Raw genomic sequence first — 17,603 nt, 5'->3', positions numbered from 1 at the left:
CTAAATATACCTCCTCATACTAAAGTGTGCCATACTGCTCTCTTATAGAACGGTATTGATAACTACATACTTCTTCAGTTAATGCTTCTTTATCATATTGAAATTGGAATTTTTTATTTTCTAATATGATATCTGTTTCTTTAATTAGTTCTTCTGCTATTCTAATGTTCGGTTTTCGCATTATTTCTAGCATCAGTTGTTTTGTCATACTATTGAAATAATCTAAATCATTTAAATTTTGGCTACTCCAATGTATTACTGGTACCCATTGATTTTGTAATACAAAGAATAACTTAATAAGTATCTGTAGAGATTTTGCTACACATAGACGAGTATTTAATTCATCTCCACGAAGTAATAATTTTCTAGTTCGTTGTATACAAAATAAAAATTCGAAATAATGTAATTTAGCTCTTTGATCTCCTAGCATAGGAGGCATATGTTTGATCTGTGCTATTTCTTGATACAAAATTCTATTGGGATCATAAAGTATTTCACAAAATTCATATGGCCAATGGTCAATATCTGCGGGAGAATCTTTTTTAGCTTTAAAGTCGGATTCGGGTAGCAATAAGATTTCAATCTTGCCGTCCATTGATCTCTCGAAAAGATTATTTGTTGCAAGGGAATTATAGTAAGAATCCGTTACAATTACTTCTACATCAAAATCAGATAACGTATCTTGATAACCCCGTGAACTAGAACCTACTAGTACAATCCCTATTGTATCTTTGTTCTTTTTAAATTGAGATATAAGATCATTTAATAGAGTTTTCATTCATGCTCCACCTTTCGTTTCGAAGTTTTAATAGCCATATAAATTTAGATCTTATCCTGAGTTAATTGCCGTATGAATTCGGAAACATCTGTCACCTCTGTTAATATGAGTTTTGTTAAATGAGTTATAGTAGGATTGATAAGAAAGGATCGAATGGAAATGGGAACGTTTAATTCTTTTCTTACCCAGTTCATTAAAGATATAATTTGCAAAGAGGATCCTCCTATATCAAAAAAGTTATCATCCTTCTGTACATCTTGTATACGTAATACTTGCGCCCATTTTTTTTGTAAATATTTAGAAATAATTTCACTTGTGTCTTCATTTTGATATTTTACATTTTCTTTTTCGAACATTCGCTCAGCCGTTGTTAATACATTTTGCTTAGATTCATGATTGATCATAAAGTGGTACAATGTATCGACAGTAGGATTAGCCAAAAAGGATCGAATGGAAATAGGAATATGGAAGGTATCTCTGATCCAAGAAATCAATTGAATAGCTTGAAGAGAGCTACCACCTATATCAAAAAAATTGTCCGTAATGGTTATATGTTTGTTATTTATTAATGTTCCTAAATAATTAAGAAGTACTTGATGGAGCTTTGAATATTGAGCTTGCTTTTTCTCAGGTAATGCTGTTAAAAATTTATTTAATATTTTTTTGTTCACTTTCCCATTTGCATCCAAAGGAATAGCATCCACAATAATAATGCTAGGAATCATATAGGAAGGAAGAGTTTCTTTTAAAAAATTTTTCAAGTTGCTTTCATCAATTGGAGCATTTTTTACAGAAACAAAGGCAATTATTTCTTTTTCTACATTATTTTTATCATTAACGTGGACATATACATTTTGAACATTAGTGTAATGGAAAATAGCTTTTTCAATTTCTGCTAATTCTACTCTATATCCTCTTATTTGTATTTGGTCATCAATTCGACCTATTATTTCAATACTATCGTCGGATAAATATCGCCCAATATCACCCGTTTGATAAGCCTTTTTCCCATTTATAGATAAATATCCTGATTTTTGAGGGCCAGTGACTTTTTCGAGATAGCCTCTCCCTACGTTTTCACCTATAACGCATAATTCTCCAATCGTACCTTGTTTGCTCAGGTTTTTATCTTTATCAAATATGACGATTTGATTATTACGAATCGCCTTTCCAATGGGAACACTTTTGGTTTCTGTTTCAAGGTTATCGTCTATATCTACATTCATTGCAACACCAATTGTAGTTTCAGTCGGCCCATAATGATTTACTATTTTACAGGCTCCTGCCCGTTTTTTTATTTCTTGATAGATTTCCCATTTTAACAATTCGCCTCCCAGTATCAAATACTGTTTTGGAAAGATATTTTCTTCTGCAGAATGTAGTAAAGTATAGAAATGGGAAGGCGTAATTTTCAAACAATCTACTGAATGCGTAGAAAAATAATTCGAAAATTCGTCAGGTTGTAACATTTGTTCTTTAGATAAAATATGCAATGTTCCAGCTGAAGCTAGAGCTCCAAAGATAGATGTATTCCCTAAGTCTGCTGATAATGTAGATACACTCGCAAAGTTTGTTTTATCATTTATATTTAAACACTCCATAAGAGATACAATATAATTTGTTACATTTTTATGTTCGATTAGTACTCCTTTTGGATTTCCGGTAGACCCTGAGGTGAACATGACGTACATCAGTTGATGTAAAGGAATTGAAATATTTAAATTTTCAATTCCATATGTTTTTGTCTTAGGGTCATCTACTGTAATGATAGGTCGATCTACCAAAGGATAAGTTGATTTTGATTTTTTTGAGCTGAGTATCAAACTACAGTTAGCAGAGTTTACTATATATTCTATTCGGTCTTTAGGAAGTTCGGTTTCTAAGGGGACATAAGTGGCACCCGATTTTAAAATTCCCAATAACCCAATAATCATTTCAACAGATCGCTCAATATATAGACCTATAAAATCTCCGATACCTCTCCCTTGTTCTTTTAACAGATTAGCTACTTGATTTGCAGATACATTCAATTCTTTATATGTTAGTTGTTTATCATCAGCTATCACAACTATTTGTTCGGGCGTATGATCTGCATGAAATTCAACAATTTGGTGTAAGCACATGTGAGCCAGTTGTTCTAACGTTAACTTTCTTATAGAGCTTGTCTTTTTGTGATTTAAATTCATGATGTACCATCCTCAATAGTAATAGTTTTTTAGTTAATCTGTTCATCAATAATAGTAGCTAATGTTTGCTCAGGTTTAGTAATTACGCTTTCTAATAATGTTTTATATACCTTTAGCATGGAAAGAACTGTATCGTGTTTGAATAATGCAGTATTGTATTCTAAAAAACCTGTGACTTGAGAGTTTTTAGTGAAAAACCCCATATTTAAATCAAATTTAGCACTTTGTGTATCAGAAAAAATATCTTCCATTATTATATCGTTCATTTCGATAGCGCTATTACTGACATCATTTAATGAGAACCATACGTCAAATAAGTTGTCTTGGGTTAAATTTTTATGTTCTCTTATTTTAGAAATGAGTAGATCAAAAGGATATTCTTGGTTACTGTCAGCTTCCAGGACCATAGATTCGGTTTCTTTTAAAAATTGTAAGAATGTACTTTCTAAATTTAATGAACTTGTTAATGTTAATGTATTGACAAAACAGCCTACGATATTTTGCACGTCTAAATTCTTACGATTAGCTGTTGGTGTTCCAATTACAATTTGTCGACTCTTTGAATATTTGGATAAAAATAATATATAGACTGACAATAATGTTAAATACGATGTACTACTGTATAATCCATTAAATTCTTGTAGCTTTTTCTGAAGTTCATCATTAAAATTAAATTTAATAGATGCCCCTTTTTGCGTCTCTAAGTTAGATCGTTTAAAGTCTAATGGTAACGTTCCTTTATTTTGAATATTTTCTAATTTGTTTAACCAATATTGTAATTGAGAATCTAGGAACCCTTTATTTACAATTGCTCTCTGCCAAATTGAATAGTCAACATAAGTAAATTTAATATTAGATAAAAGAGGTGACTCTCCTTGTGAAATCGCATTATATGAGCTGATTAAATCATTTAAAATAATATTTTGTGACCATCCATCTGTGAGGATATGATGCATTACTAATATCCAAATATATTCTTGCTCTGCTATTTTAAATAATTTTGTGCGAAAGAGAAGCTCATTGCTTAAATCAAATGGTTCTTGAACATATTCATTTAAAAGTTGTATTATTTTTATTTCTTTTTCTGCAGTTTTGCAAGTAGTTACATCAACTACTTGTAGATTTACTTCAATATCATTTTTTATTTCTTGACGGAGATCTGAATCTAGATGAAAAGTAGTTCTAAATGATGGATGTCTATTTACTAGGATGTTTAGGGCTTTCTTGAACGATGGGACATGTAAAGGTCCTTTTAGTTTTTTCGTTATATTAACGTGATAGGCTGTAGTGACAATATCATATTGTGATGCAATCCACATGCGTTCTTGAGAAAATGATACAGGATAATCTTTTGATTCTTTTATGTTTTGAAGTGGTGATAAAATTTCTTTTTTTATTTGCTTTGCATTAGATTTAATAAACTTTGCCATCTGTTCAATGGTTGGGAATTCGAATATGTGCCGTAACTCTAAATCGATTGTAAATGCGGCGTTGATTTTACTAATAATTCGTGTGGCTTTTAAAGAATGACCACCTAAAGAAAAAAAGTTATCCGTTATACTAATCTTTTTTATATCCAGTATACCTTCCCATATTTCAGAAAGTTTACTTTCCCATTTATCTCTCGGTGAAATATATTCAATAGATTCTGAAGTACTCATGCTTACGACTTTTTTAAGAGAAGAAATATCTACCTTTCCATTAGGAGTTAGTGGTATGCTATCTACAATAAAATATCTTGTGGGTATCATATAAGACGGCAATTCAGATTGTAAAAATCCTTTAAAATACATAGAAATAGAATGTTGTTCTCTAAGCATTCCTTTATTGGCAACAATATACGCTACTAACGTTTTATCACCAATGCTGTCTTCGGTAACTACAACAGCGCACTGCTGGACTGCAAGGTGTTCGTTAAGAGCAAATTCAATTTCACTTAATTCAATTCGATGACCACGTACTTTAACTTGCGAATCAATTCTTCCTCTGAATTCTATGTTCCCATTTGCAAGACATCTTGCGAAATCACCAGTTTTATATAAAATCTCATCAGAATTTGAGTTAAATACACTTCTAATAAACCTTTCTGAAGTTAAATCTTCTTGATTCAGATATCCGTTCGCAATTCCATCTCCTCCAACATATAATTCACCAATTACGCCTGTTGGAACAGGTTTTAAATTTTCATCTAAGATATATACTGTAGAGTTGGAAATAGGTTGTCCGATAGGTATATTGCCTCTTTTAGTATCGATATCATGAATTTCATAATAACAAGAAAATGTAGTGTTTTCGGTTGGACCATATCCGTTAATAAGTTTGCAATACTTGGTGTTTTTAATAAACTTCTCAACATGAGATAGCGATAAGCTTTCTCCACCAATTATTAAATATTTTAAACCTACAATATCATTTAATCTGTTTTCAACCATTTGATTAAACAGACTAGATGTTAACCATAATGTAGTTATATGATGTGAACGGATTGTTTCGCCTATTTTACCAAGTGTAGGTGTTTCCGGAGGCATAATGACTAATTTCCCCCCATTTAGTAAGCTTCCCCATATTTCAAATGTAGAAGCATCAAAAGAAATAGGTGCTAACTGTAACATAACTTCTTGTTTATCAAACTGCATATAATTAGTGTTTTTAACTAAGCGAATAACATTTCGATGGTTAATTAAAACTCCTTTAGGCATTCCAGTAGAACCAGACGTGTAAATGACATGGGATATATCAGTTGGATTGACTGTTACACGTAAAGAATTTGTAGGTTGCGATAAAATATCTTCTTGTTTTTGATCAATTGTAATAACTGTTGGATACCCAGTTTTAAATATATTATTTTTAGATTTTTGGGTAATAATCCATTTCATACGACTATCTTGAATCATAAATTCTAATCTTTTTTGTGGATAATTGGCATCTAATGGGACATATATAGCACCTATTTTTAGAATTCCTAAAAGGGTTGTAATAAGTTCATTGGATCTTTCGATACAAACACCTACAAAATCTCCTTTTGCTATCCCTAAATTTCTAAAAAGGTGTGCATATTGATTGGCTTTTTCATTAAGCTCTCGGTAGGTGATCTCCTTCTCTTTAAATGACAGAGCAATATGATTTGGTGTTTTTTGAACTTGCTCCTCAAAAACCTGATAAATAGCTTTTTCTTTAGGATAATCTGTTGTAGTTTGATTTAAAGAGCAAAGAATTTTCCGATCTGTTTCACTTAGCATTAAAAAATCGGATATATTTTGGTCAGGATTCTGTACGATTTCCCTTAAAAGAGAATGGAATTGTTGTGCCATCATAGACACAGAAGAGTGATGGAATATTTCACTAGAATAGATCCAGCGTGCTGTTAGTGCGTTATCATCTTCTAATATTTCAAGAATGATATCAAATTCAGTTCCGGATTCTTCAAATTCAATGCTATTTACTTTTAAATTAGGCAAACTAAAAGAATGATACGGATTTTTTTGATAACCCATTAATATCTGTACCACAGAATTCGAAACAGCTGCATTCTCTTTTGTAATAGCTTCAACAATCTTTTGATAAGGTACTGCTTTTCTTTTAAAAGCTTCTAAATTTGTAAGTTTTACTCGTTCTATTAATTCATTGAAGCTTGGATTATCCCATAAATTTACTCGTATAGGTAACGTATTGATAAAGCACCCAATAAGTGGTCTAGTGTCTCGACGATCACGTAAGGTAATAGGAACACCTATAATCAAGTCCTCTTGTTGGGTATAGCGATGTAAAAAAACAAAAAAAGCAGCTAATAAAGTAGTAAATGGAGTAGTACGATTTTTTCGACTGAAATTGCGTATTTGGTCAAATAATTCTTTTTCAAACTTAAAATTTAAACTCGTTCCTTTTAAAGAAGGGGCTATAGAGCGAGTATAATCAATAGGTAAATTAATACCGTCATATTTATCTGAAAATGTATTTTTCCAATAGTTTAAATTGTTTTCAAACTCAGCCGTGTTAAATTCTTTAGTGGTATCAACTACAATATCATAATGTTGCACTTTTAATTTAGGCAGCTGTATTGAATCATGTGCTATTTTCGCTGTATAGATTTGAATCAATTCTTTAATTAATATCTCCACTGAAGGGCCATCAGCAATAATGTGATGCATACTCATAATTACAGCATGTTCTTGAATATCAAATTTTAGAAAATGGACTGTAAGTAAAGGTCCATTTTCTAAATCGAATTTCTTTGATGATTGTCCTTTTGCAAATTCGATAATTTTTCTATCCCGATTTTCTCTTGCTATTTTGGTGAAATCAATTTCTTCAAATGAAATCAATACTTCATCAACTATTTCTTGATAGGGTACATGATCTTGATCATAAGAAAATTTAGTTCGGAAGGCATGTTGCCTTTGACCTAACTTCAAAAAAGACTCTTTGAGTAAAGGTATATTTAACTCACCGTGGAAATACAATCCGAATTGTATAAGGTAAGAAGGAGTGTTTGGATTTAATTTATTCATATACCACATAGATTCTTGCATAGGCGAAAGTGGATATTTTCTTGTTTTTTTAGTAGGTGCCGTATTTAATAATTTAGATTTATCTTCAGAATGCGATATATTTTTTGAATTTTTCGGTCCTCTTTCAAGCATTGTATTCCCTCCAATATAGTGAATTTAGATGTACGAAAATGATGTGGAAAATGCCTTAATATATTTCGGGATATAAAAGTTACTCTCTACCGTATTTGGTAAAGCATAAATCGCATAAATCTCCAATGGTATTGATATCAAATGTTTCTTCACTAGTTAAAAAGATCTGACCATCTGTTTCCTCTTCAATTTCTACAAGGAAATCAATTAAAGCTATAGAATCTCCACCCACTGCATAAAAATCATCATTTCTTTTCAAACTAGAAACTCCCAATAATCTTTCTAATATTTTTATTATTTTCTTTTCAAGATCAAAAAAAGCATCTTCTTTATCACAAGAGGATGAGCAAGATGTACAAGAATCTATCTCATCTTTTGATTGTTGTTCCAAGTCAAGCGCTTGTTCTCCTTTCCAATAAGATACACGCTTGAAAGGATATGATGGAAGTGGCGTTTTATAATATTTTTTCATTTTATATAATTGATTCCAATCGATGTTATTTCCATCAAGCCATTTGTGTAAAAACCGATTTAAAATTTCATCATGTTGATTTATATTGGATGGTTCTTGAATATGTGATTCATCTAAATGATTAATTAATTCTTCTATATTAGAGGCAATAGTTGCCCATCTGTATTCAAAAGCTTTCCTTCCAACATTTAAGGTATAAGAGATATCAGCTAAATTTAGATTTGTGTTTTGGATTAAATATTCTTTAAGATGTTTTTTAATTTGAATTAACTGTTCATTTGTTCTAGCTGAAAGCGTAATTAACTCAGCATTTTGTATATGATTTTTTTCCTTTTCTATATCTGGAGCTTCTTCTACGATAAGGTGTGCATTTGTACCGCCAAAACCAAATGAACTTACTGCACCACGTCTTGGACTCAATTCAGTATTTCTCCATTCAAGGGCTTCTTGAGGTACATAAAAAGGACTATTTTCAAAATCGATGTACGGATTTGGCTTGCTAAAATTAAATTGAGCAGGTAGTACTTTATTTTTTAAACACAAAACTAATTTAATTAATCCTGCAATTCCCGCTGCATGTGTTAAATGACCAATGTTACTTTTTACTGAGCCAATTGCACAATAATTTTTGTCCGATGTATATAATTGATATGCAGATTTTAATGCTTCCATTTCAATAGGGTCACCTAAAATAGTTCCTGTTCCATGAGTTTCCACATAAGATATTGTTCGAGGATCTATTTTGGATTTTTCAAGTGCACTTAAAATCACTTTTGTTTGTCCTAATTGACTAGGAGCAGTATAACTTGCTTTATCACTGCCATCATTATTTATGGCACTTCCTTTAATAACTGCATGAATAAAATCTTTATCTCTTATTGCATTTTCTAATTTTTTTAATACAACTACACCTGCACCGTTACCTTCAACAGTTCCAGTTGCTTCTGCATCAAAAGGTTTACATTCTCCATTCGAAGAATAGATTAATCCTTCCTGATAGATATATCCTTTAAACTCTGGAACATTTATGGAAACCCCTCCTGCGATAGCAATGTCGCTACTTTGATTTAACAAACTTTGACAGGCCATATGTACAGACACTAATGATGAAGAGCAGGCGGTTCCAACAGAAATACATTCTCCACGTAAGTTAAGTTTATGCCCCACTCTCGTAGCTAAAAATTCAGGAGCATTATTAATATAATTTTGAAGTGTTGTAGAGGCTGTTTGCTTTGAATCAGATTCAATAGGTTTATATTTGCTTGGACTGCAGCCAGCATATAATGAAATAATTCCTTCATAGTTAAATGGATTATACCCTGAATTTTCCAGAGATTCCCATACAACTTCTAAAAATATTCGATGTTGAGGATCTAGTGATGCAGCTTCTGTTGGTGAAATATTAAAAAATTCAGCATCAAATTTATCAATATTCCCAAGGATTCCACGTGCATTCACTAATTTTTGTTTAGAATATATTTTATTATCCGTTTGAGTGAAGTTAAAGTAAGTAATTCCATTTAATTTGTTTCGAAGTAGTTCCCAATAATGTTCTAAAGTAGGACTTTTAGGAAAGCGTCCGCCTATACCAATTATTGCAATATCTTTAGAGTCCATATAATTAGCTCCTTTATAAGTAAAATATATCTTTTTAAACAATGTTAATACTTGGTTGTATAAACCTTTTTTTATGCGATTATTAAAAAATATTTGCTTTAACAACCTATTTTATACACTTGCTAAAAATATTTTTTCAATGAATTATGCTGTAGAGTTCGAACTGCTGCTTATTGAAATAATAATCATTCAAATATTTTTCGCTTTATCTAACGATTAAAAAATATTTATAAAATGAACTTTGTTGTAATCAAATTGAAGACACGAGATTTGAATTTCATAATGCAGATTAACACTCTGAATGTATATGTATAAGAACATATGAGTTTTTTGAAAAAGTAATTGTATAAGAATTTTTCAGATTTTTATAATTTACATTAATTGAGATGTATATTTTGTACACAATGTTATAAATATAAGTGTATAGCTAGAACGCATTCTCTTAACTTAAACCATTATAAATCAAGCAAGCTAATTTTTTAGTAAGCATGTAAAATTTATGTTTAAAGTTATCATTATTAATAAAGAAATATAAAAAAATGGAGGCGTAAATTATGATAAACCTAGATTTATTTCAGGAAAAATTTAATGTACAAATTATTAAAGGCTCTTTATTAGTTCTCAAACCGAGAAAGGAGAATACTCATATACTGCAGTGGATAGAGGATCACAAAAAAGAGCTAAATAACGCATTATTACATTTTGGCGGGGTATTATTTCGTAATTGTAATATAGATTCAATTGAAACTTTTAATAATTTCATTTGTATATTCTCTGAAAATTTAGAGGAATATACAAATGCATCAACCCCAAGAAATAAAGTTAGTGGAAATATATATACCTCTACAGACTATCCAGCAGATCAAAAAATCCCACATCATTCTGAAATGTCATACACTTCTACTTGGCCAATGAAAATATGGTTTTATTGCATGACCCCGTCAAAAGAAGGAGGAGAAACTCCTATTGCTGATAATCGAGAAATTTTAAAACATATTGATTCTACTATAAAAATGAATTTTAAGGAAAAGGGTGTAAAATATGTTAGAAATTTTTACGAAGATGGTATGGGGATAAATTGGGAAAAAGCGTTTAATACGAATGATAAATCAAAAATAGAAAAGTTTTGTAGAGATAAAGGAATTAAATTTAACTGGTTTGAGGGGGGATTAACTACCGAGGAAAAAGGACCTGGTATTTATACACATCCTATAACTCGTGAGGAAATTTGGTTTAACCAAGCACATTTATTTCATATTTCTGATTTTGATTTGACCACACAAGAATTTTTATTAGAACAGTATACAGAAAAAGGGTTACCAAGAAATTCCTATTATGGAGATGGAATGAAGTTTGATGCTGCAGTGTTATCGCACATTCAAAATGCATATGCAAAATGTGAAATATCCTTTCCATGGGAGAAAGGGGACGTGTTGATGCTTGATAATATGTTAATGTCTCATTCTCGAAATCCTTTTAAAGGCGAACGAAAAGTAGTGGTAGGTATGGCAGATATGTACACTACTAAAAGATAAATAAATATTTTTGGGGGTTAAATAAATGATCGTTAATGTTACAGATTTAAGTAAAAGTTATAAGGTAAAAAGGAAGTTACCAGGATTACAAGCGAGTATTCGTAATTTAATTCATCCAAACTTTGAAACAGTAAGTGCTGTAAACAACGTTTCATTTACCATTTCAAAAGGCGAAATTGTCGCTTTTATAGGTCCTAATGGTGCTGGAAAATCTACTATTATAAAGATGTTAACAGGATTATTGTATCCAACCAGTGGGAAAATAGAAATAATGTCACTTAATCCTTGGGAAAAGAGACAAGAATTTTCATTTAAAGTAGGAACAGTTTTTGGACAAAAATCACAACTTTGGTATCACCTACCTCCGATAGAGGCATTTTCCCTTCTGTCAAAAATTTATGAGCTAGACGAAGCATCTTATCTAAAACAACTCAATAATTTAGTAGAACTGTTTAATTTGGAAAGCTTTCTCTATACTCCTGTAAGAAAACTTAGTTTGGGACAACGTATGAGATGTGAAATTGCAGCTTCTTTAATTCATCAGCCAGAACTATTGTTTCTTGATGAACCCACAATAGGTTTAGATATTGTTGGCAAAAGGAAAATTAGAGAGGCATTACTAGCGATGAATAGAGAATTTAAGACAACTATTATCCTTACCAGTCATGATTCTGGTGATATCGAACGGTTATGTAACAGAGCAGTTGTCATAAATAAAGGGAATATTATGTTTAATGATAATTTAGCTACTTTGCATTCAAATTTTTTTACACATAAAAAAATGTATGTAAGATTTTCCGATGATAACATTCCTACTTTGAATCAAGCAGGGATAGAGATAATAAAGAAGAATTTGAATGAAGTTGAATTTAAGGTGGATATAAAAAAGAATTCATGCACCCAAATCATGCGAGATATTATGGGGAAGTTTAATGTTGAGGATTTTACAATTTTTAATCCTACTATGGACGAGATTATTCATCAAATTTTCACACTTGAAAATGAAAAGATGAAAAAGGAGTGAACGCATGAAAAATCTTGAAAATGTCTTAACTAAATATTATTCCATTTTTATAACTTCAGTCAAAAGTAATTTAGCTTATGTGAAAGAAACATTGTATGGAACAACGTTTATGCTAGTGATTATGTATATTTTTATTAATTTGTGGGAAGTAGCTTTTGCTTCCAAAAGTACTAGTCTTAGTATGGATTTTGTTCAAACAGTTTGGTATCTGCTAATAGCAGAAGCAATTGTCCTAAGCTTAAACCCGGTTTATATAACGATTGGTGAGGAAGTTCAATCGGGTTCTTTGGCATATACAATAAATCGACCATATAACTATTTAGCGTATCATTTCTTCAATGGTTTAGGAGAAAGTTTACTTCGTTTTATTATTAATTTATTTTCCGGTGCGATATTGGTGTTAATACTGGTAGGGCCAATTCATGTAGAGGTCCTAAATTTAGTACCAGTCGGAATTATTATTTTTTTAGCTTTTTTGTTAAATTATTGTTTAAGTGCATTAATTGGTTTTAGTGCCTTTTTTACTGAGGATACTTCGGGGATTGCTTTTATTTATCAAAAATTTTTATTTATCCTAGGTGGAGTATTGATTCCCTTGGATTTCTTTCCCGGCTTCATGAAACAAATAACTAATTACCTTCCTTTTGCTTTTATTACATTTGCTCCATCAAAATTAGTTATTGATTTTAGTTTATTAAATTTTTATCACACGCTTAGTGGACAAGTTTTATGGATAGTCTTATTTATGCTTATTTTAAATATTGTATTTAAGATAGGAAAACGAAAACTTACAATTAATGGAGGGTAGCCTATGAACAGAGTTAAAGTGGAACTAAAATTTTTAAAGGCATTATTTTTTGTAAATTTATCATCAAACATGGAGTACCGTTTTAATTTTATATTGCAAGTTATTTTTATGTGTATTAACAATTTAGTTTATATCATATTTTGGAAATTATTTTTTGGTAATTTTAATAATATAAATGGATGGAATATGTCAGATATGTATTTACTTTTCTCCATAGTTACAACAGGCTTCGGAATAGGCATGGTTGTTTGTGGAAATTCAACACAACTTGCTAATATTATTTCTATGGGGAAATTAGATAGTTATTTGATTTTACCTAAAAATGTATTGTTACATGTGTTATGTTCGAGAATGTCAATTAAAGCCGTGGGGGATGTAATATTTGGAGTCTTAATTTTTGCTGTAAGTGGTTTTAGTAATGTTGTCTCTATGGGACTATGGATTCTATCAATAATTTGTGTGGCTATAATTTTTGTCTCGTTTACTACTCTTTTTGGCACTTTAGCCTTTTGGATTGGAAAAGCAAACATTATCCAACAACAGGTCAACAATGCTTTACTAACCTTTGCATTATACCCGCAAACCATATATAAAGGTTTTTCAAAATTGATTATTTTCACAATAATGCCAGCAGGGATTATTGGATTTATTCCAGTAGAATTAATTAAAGAATTTGATTTAACAAAATTATTATTATTAATTGGATTTTGTATTTTTATCGCTTATATATCTACTTTAATCTTCCGGTTAGGTTTAAAAAAATATGAATCAAACAATATTTTTACCTTTCGGGATTGATTGTGTATGAGGATATTTTAAAATTTCAAGAACGCTATCCTTTGACACTAGCCCCTAAAGGGGCTAGCTGACCAACTTCAGTGGGATTCTTGCTACCAAAGGCGATGTTCATTTCTGGTATTGCTGACATGCAAGAGTGCGGTGTGCCATCATCATTCCCACAACAGATTATATAGGTTCGTGGGCTAAGGTACTGTGACCACACCGTACGGATTGTTGGTTCTCAAATGGTTTTACGTCTTTTGCATGATTAGAAATAAAGTATACCATGTTTTACTATGCAAAAACGATGCTTTCATCCCAGGTCTAAAGAGGGGCTAAAGTCCTGGGTGTGCTTTCACGTATCGTAAATTCTGTAAGGAGGAACGTATAGGATATGTATACTCATAATCATATTAAAGTATCATTGGTTAAATATACGATTAAATCATGAAAAATAATTTTAAATTAGATATTGTCATAGGATCGATGTTATTCGCATTATTTTTAGGAGCTGGAAATTTAATTTTCCCTCCCCTGTTAGGACAACAAGCAGGAGATAAATTTCTGATTGCAATAAGTGGTTTTTTGGTAACAGGAGTTGGTTTACCGGTATTAGCAATAATTGTTATATCTAGTGTAGAAGGAGATTTGAAAAAATTATCCGATAGGGTCCATCCTGTTTTTTCATTTCTATTTCCAATGATTAGTTACTTATCAATTGGACCTTGTTATGCTATTCCGCGTACGGGCGTAGTTTCATTTGAAGTAGGGATCAATCCTTTTTTATCCGAAATAGGACAGACAGAGTGGTATATGTTATGTATATACACATTATTATTTTTTGGAGTTACTTTATATTTATCCTTACATCCATCTAAAATGATAGATTTATTCGGGAAAATTTTAACCCCACTATTAGTCATAATGGTTGTAATAATAGTTGTGAAGTCTATAATCAGTCCAATTGGTCCACTTAATGTATCGAATAGTTTATATGAAAACCACGCTTTTGCAGAAGGAATAATCCAAGGATATTTAACTATGGATGCGATAGGTGCATTTGTCTTTGGTATTGTTATTGTACAAGCTATTCGAGCAAAAGATGTTACAGAACCTACTCATATCAAAAAAATCACCATGGTATCAGGAATTATAGCGGCTGTAGGGTTAATATTTATTTATTTATCCCTTGCATATATCGGTGCAACCAGTGCTAAATTAGGCATTTCTAATACTGGTGCTCTTATTCTAACAAATGTTGTGAAACATCTTTTTGGTACAAGTGGACAAATTTTACTAGGATTTATTATTACATTAGCATGTTTGACAACTTCAATTGGATTGACATCAGCTTGTGCAACTTTTTTTTCAAAACAATTTACATCTATTTCATATAAAAGTGCCGTGAAAATTATATGTTTATTCAGTTTTATGATATCTAATTTAGGATTAGAACAATTGCTTAATGTCTCTTTGCCGATATTAATGATAATTTACCCTATTACCATTACACTTATTATTTTGTCTTGTTTTCATGCTTGGATTGGAAATCGTAATATGGTTTATATTTGCTCCATTATCGGTACATTGATGATAAGTCTATTGAGTAATCTTGATAGGGTGAATTTTATTGATTTATCACATATTCTAGAGCTTATTCCGCTATATAAAGAAGGGCTAGGGTGGTTAATTCCTTCATGTATTGGAGGAGTAATAGGTCTCTTTATTCATAAAACGCAAATGTGAAAATAAACAGGATAGAAATTAAAAATATCTTTCAACACAATAATCAAATATTAATTCGAATTCACTAAATTCGTCAAGGAATGAGAAGCAAGGTTTAAATTAACTCGAAGGTGCTTAAATAAATCGAAAACGTCCATCATGAAAGAAATCAGATTTATAAAGGAGTGAGAAAAATGATTCATAACATTGCTGTCATCGGTTTAGGTACAATGGGAATAGGAATTGTTCAGGCATTGGCGATGGGTGGGAAATATATAAAAATGTATAGTTCATCAGAAAAAAGTATACAAAAAGCTCACCAAACGATAGAAACCAATTTATCTCAATTAGTAAAAGCCCAACGTCTAAATACAGAACAGAAAGAATGTATTTTATCCAATCTTTGTCCTGTATATACATTAGAAGAAGCATGTAAAAATGTAGAATTAGTAATCGAAGCAATCCCTGAAAATTTACAGTTAAAAAAAGAAATGTTTAAAAAAATAGATAGATATACATCTGCATCTACAATCTTAGCAACAAATACATCTGAGCTAAGTGTTACCGCTATTGCAAGTGTTACCAATCGACCGGATAAGGTTATAGGAACACATTGGTTTAACCCAGCACATATTATGAAGCTGGTTGAAATTATTCAGGGAATAGAAACATCAGAAAAAACCATACAATTAGTAAAGGAGGTTGTACAATCTATCGGTAAGGAAAGTATTATCGTTAAAGATAAACAAGGGTTCGTTACTTCTAGAGCTATTATTATTCATTTATTAGAATGTATACGTATGTATGATGAAGGGGTCAGCAGTAAAGAAGATATTGATAAAGCTATCAAACTGGGATTAAATTATCCTATGGGACCTTTGAGATTGGCTGATTATGTTGGATTAGATACAATATTATTTGCAAGTCAAGGATTAACAGAAGCTTGGGGAGATAGATTTCGTGCCCCTCAAGCACTTGTAAAACTTGTGGAAGCAGGGCATCTGGGGCGTAAATCTGGAAAGGGATTTTATAATTATATAAGAAAGAGTTAAATAATTAAGTACCCCTATCCCTTAGAGCCTGTTTATAGTCTTATAAATATGTTAGAATGTATGCAAAAACAGGAGGTAAGTGTATGTCTTATCCAAGTGATATCAGCCGTGAAAAATTCGAGATCATTCGTGAAGAACTAGAGACATTTAGCAAATGCACGAGTCCGCGAAAGTATGACCTTTATGATGTGTTCAATGCACTACTCTATGTTCTGAGTACAGGCTGCCAGTGGCGTGCTTTACCAAGAGATTATCCCAAATGGCAAAATATTTACCGCTACTATGCAAAATGGAGTAAATCTAATGCCGAAGGCAGCAGTCTATTAGAGACCTTATAAAAAATTGTTGTGCAAATAAGGGAAGCAGTGAATCGTCCCAAAAGATTTAGCTTTAATATTGTCGATGCCCAAAGTGTTAAGAATGCAGCTACGGCTGAACAAAAAGGTTATGATGATGGTAAGAAAGTTTCTTGTATTAAACGACATATCAGTGTAGATATTCTTGGATTTCCCCATGGAAGCCATCCTCACGGATGGTGGGTACACAGGAGAAAAGTTTCAAAAAGAAATTCAAAAGCTATTGAATGCTGAAGCACAAGTTGCTAAGCGGTCAGAATTGCATCAATTTCAAATGATCCCCAAAAGATGGATTATAGAGCGCTCGTTTGCTTGGTTAGAAAAATACAGACGATTGTTCAAAAATGTAGAGAGAAAATTAGAGAAAAGTAAAAAACTGATTTTAATTATATTTATTTACTTTTTAAATAAAAGATAAGACTATAAACAGGCTCTTAACAATTGATACTCCCAAAACGGACCCTATATGTTCGTAGGCTAAGGTACTGTGACCATACCGTACAGATTGTTCGTTCTCAAATGTTGTTACATCTTTTGTATGAATATGAATAAACTGTACCATGTGTTGCTACGTAACAACGATACTTTTTCATCTCACGTCTAAAGACGGACTAAAGTCCTGCGTGGGCT

The 17,603-nt window shown here is 31.4% G+C and carries 10 protein-coding genes and 1 pseudogene; 7 read left to right on the top strand and 4 right to left on the bottom strand.

Translation table 11 applies throughout. The features are described 5' to 3' along the window. Positions 1-19: 19 nt before the first annotated feature. From F3I02_RS25080 to F3I02_RS25065, 4 genes are all read right to left on the bottom strand, one after another. Complete coding sequence (locus F3I02_RS25080; RefSeq protein ID WP_196477972.1) at positions 20-778, bottom strand: hypothetical protein; 759 nt, start codon at positions 776-778, stop codon at positions 20-22. 44 nt (positions 779-822) lie between these two features. Beyond that, positions 823-2,964 carry a non-ribosomal peptide synthetase gene (locus F3I02_RS25075; protein WP_196477973.1) on the bottom strand — a complete coding sequence of 714 codons (2,142 nt, stop codon included), beginning with the start codon at positions 2,962-2,964 and terminating at the stop codon, positions 823-825. Between the two features lie 29 nt (positions 2,965-2,993). Beyond that, positions 2,994-7,604, bottom strand: a complete 4,611-nt coding sequence (locus F3I02_RS25070; RefSeq protein WP_196477974.1) for a non-ribosomal peptide synthetase — start codon at positions 7,602-7,604, stop codon at positions 2,994-2,996. A 79-nt stretch (positions 7,605-7,683) separates the two neighbouring features. Then, a complete protein-coding gene (locus F3I02_RS25065) occupies positions 7,684-9,693 on the bottom strand; it encodes a type I polyketide synthase (RefSeq protein ID WP_196477975.1) in 2,010 nt (669 codons plus the stop codon). Between the two features lie 554 nt (positions 9,694-10,247). Here F3I02_RS25065 and F3I02_RS25060 point away from each other — a divergent pair. From F3I02_RS25060 to F3I02_RS25030, 7 genes and pseudogenes are all read left to right on the top strand, one after another. Next, positions 10,248-11,228 carry a TauD/TfdA family dioxygenase gene (locus F3I02_RS25060; RefSeq protein ID WP_196477976.1) on the top strand — a complete coding sequence of 327 codons (981 nt, stop codon included), beginning with the start codon at positions 10,248-10,250 and terminating at the stop codon, positions 11,226-11,228. Positions 11,229-11,253: 25 nt separating this feature from the next. Beyond that, a complete protein-coding gene (locus F3I02_RS25055) occupies positions 11,254-12,252 on the top strand; it encodes an ABC transporter ATP-binding protein (RefSeq protein ID WP_196477977.1) in 999 nt (332 codons plus the stop codon). 4 nt (positions 12,253-12,256) lie between these two features. Then, a complete protein-coding gene (locus F3I02_RS25050) occupies positions 12,257-13,060 on the top strand; it encodes an ABC transporter permease (protein ID WP_196477978.1) in 804 nt (267 codons plus the stop codon). A 3-nt stretch (positions 13,061-13,063) separates the two neighbouring features. Then, positions 13,064-13,858 carry an ABC transporter permease gene (locus F3I02_RS25045; RefSeq protein ID WP_196477979.1) on the top strand — a complete coding sequence of 265 codons (795 nt, stop codon included), beginning with the start codon at positions 13,064-13,066 and terminating at the stop codon, positions 13,856-13,858. A 429-nt stretch (positions 13,859-14,287) separates the two neighbouring features. Continuing rightward, a complete protein-coding gene (gene brnQ / locus F3I02_RS25040) occupies positions 14,288-15,586 on the top strand; it encodes a branched-chain amino acid transport system II carrier protein (RefSeq protein WP_196477980.1) in 1,299 nt (432 codons plus the stop codon). A 173-nt stretch (positions 15,587-15,759) separates the two neighbouring features. Beyond that, the gene (locus F3I02_RS25035) at positions 15,760-16,617 is read left to right on the top strand and encodes a 3-hydroxyacyl-CoA dehydrogenase family protein (RefSeq protein ID WP_196477981.1); all 858 of its coding nucleotides are present in this window, start codon (positions 15,760-15,762) and stop codon (positions 16,615-16,617) included. An 83-nt stretch (positions 16,618-16,700) separates the two neighbouring features. Then, positions 16,701-17,391: pseudogene (locus tag F3I02_RS25030) on the top strand (transposase). Positions 17,392-17,603 lie beyond the last annotated feature (212 nt).

Source organism: Bacillus sp. SRB3LM, from assembly GCF_015712745.1.
Lineage (GTDB): Bacteria > Bacillota > Bacilli > Bacillales > Bacillaceae_G > Bacillus_A > Bacillus_A thuringiensis_K.
The sequence above is the reverse complement of the archived record's forward strand: the minus strand, read 5'-3'. Positions and strand labels throughout refer to the sequence as shown.

Bases quoted from the DNA above. Each gene is read 5' to 3' on its own strand.
- F3I02_RS25080 (WP_196477972.1), bottom strand. From the start codon at position 778: ATGAAAACTCTATTAAATGATCTTATATCTCAATTTAAAAAGAACAAA.
- F3I02_RS25075 (WP_196477973.1), bottom strand. From the start codon at position 2,964: ATGAATTTAAATCACAAAAAGACAAGCTCTATAAGAAAGTTAACGTTA.
- F3I02_RS25070 (WP_196477974.1), bottom strand. From the start codon at position 7,604: ATGCTTGAAAGAGGACCGAAAAATTCAAAAAATATATCGCATTCTGAA.
- F3I02_RS25065 (WP_196477975.1), bottom strand. From the start codon at position 9,693: ATGGACTCTAAAGATATTGCAATAATTGGTATAGGCGGACGCTTTCCT.
- F3I02_RS25060 (WP_196477976.1), top strand. From the start codon at position 10,248: ATGATAAACCTAGATTTATTTCAGGAAAAATTTAATGTACAAATTATT.
- F3I02_RS25055 (WP_196477977.1), top strand. From the start codon at position 11,254: ATGATCGTTAATGTTACAGATTTAAGTAAAAGTTATAAGGTAAAAAGG.
- F3I02_RS25050 (WP_196477978.1), top strand. From the start codon at position 12,257: ATGAAAAATCTTGAAAATGTCTTAACTAAATATTATTCCATTTTTATA.
- F3I02_RS25045 (WP_196477979.1), top strand. From the start codon at position 13,064: ATGAACAGAGTTAAAGTGGAACTAAAATTTTTAAAGGCATTATTTTTT.
- brnQ (WP_196477980.1), top strand. From the start codon at position 14,288: ATGAAAAATAATTTTAAATTAGATATTGTCATAGGATCGATGTTATTC.
- F3I02_RS25035 (WP_196477981.1), top strand. From the start codon at position 15,760: ATGATTCATAACATTGCTGTCATCGGTTTAGGTACAATGGGAATAGGA.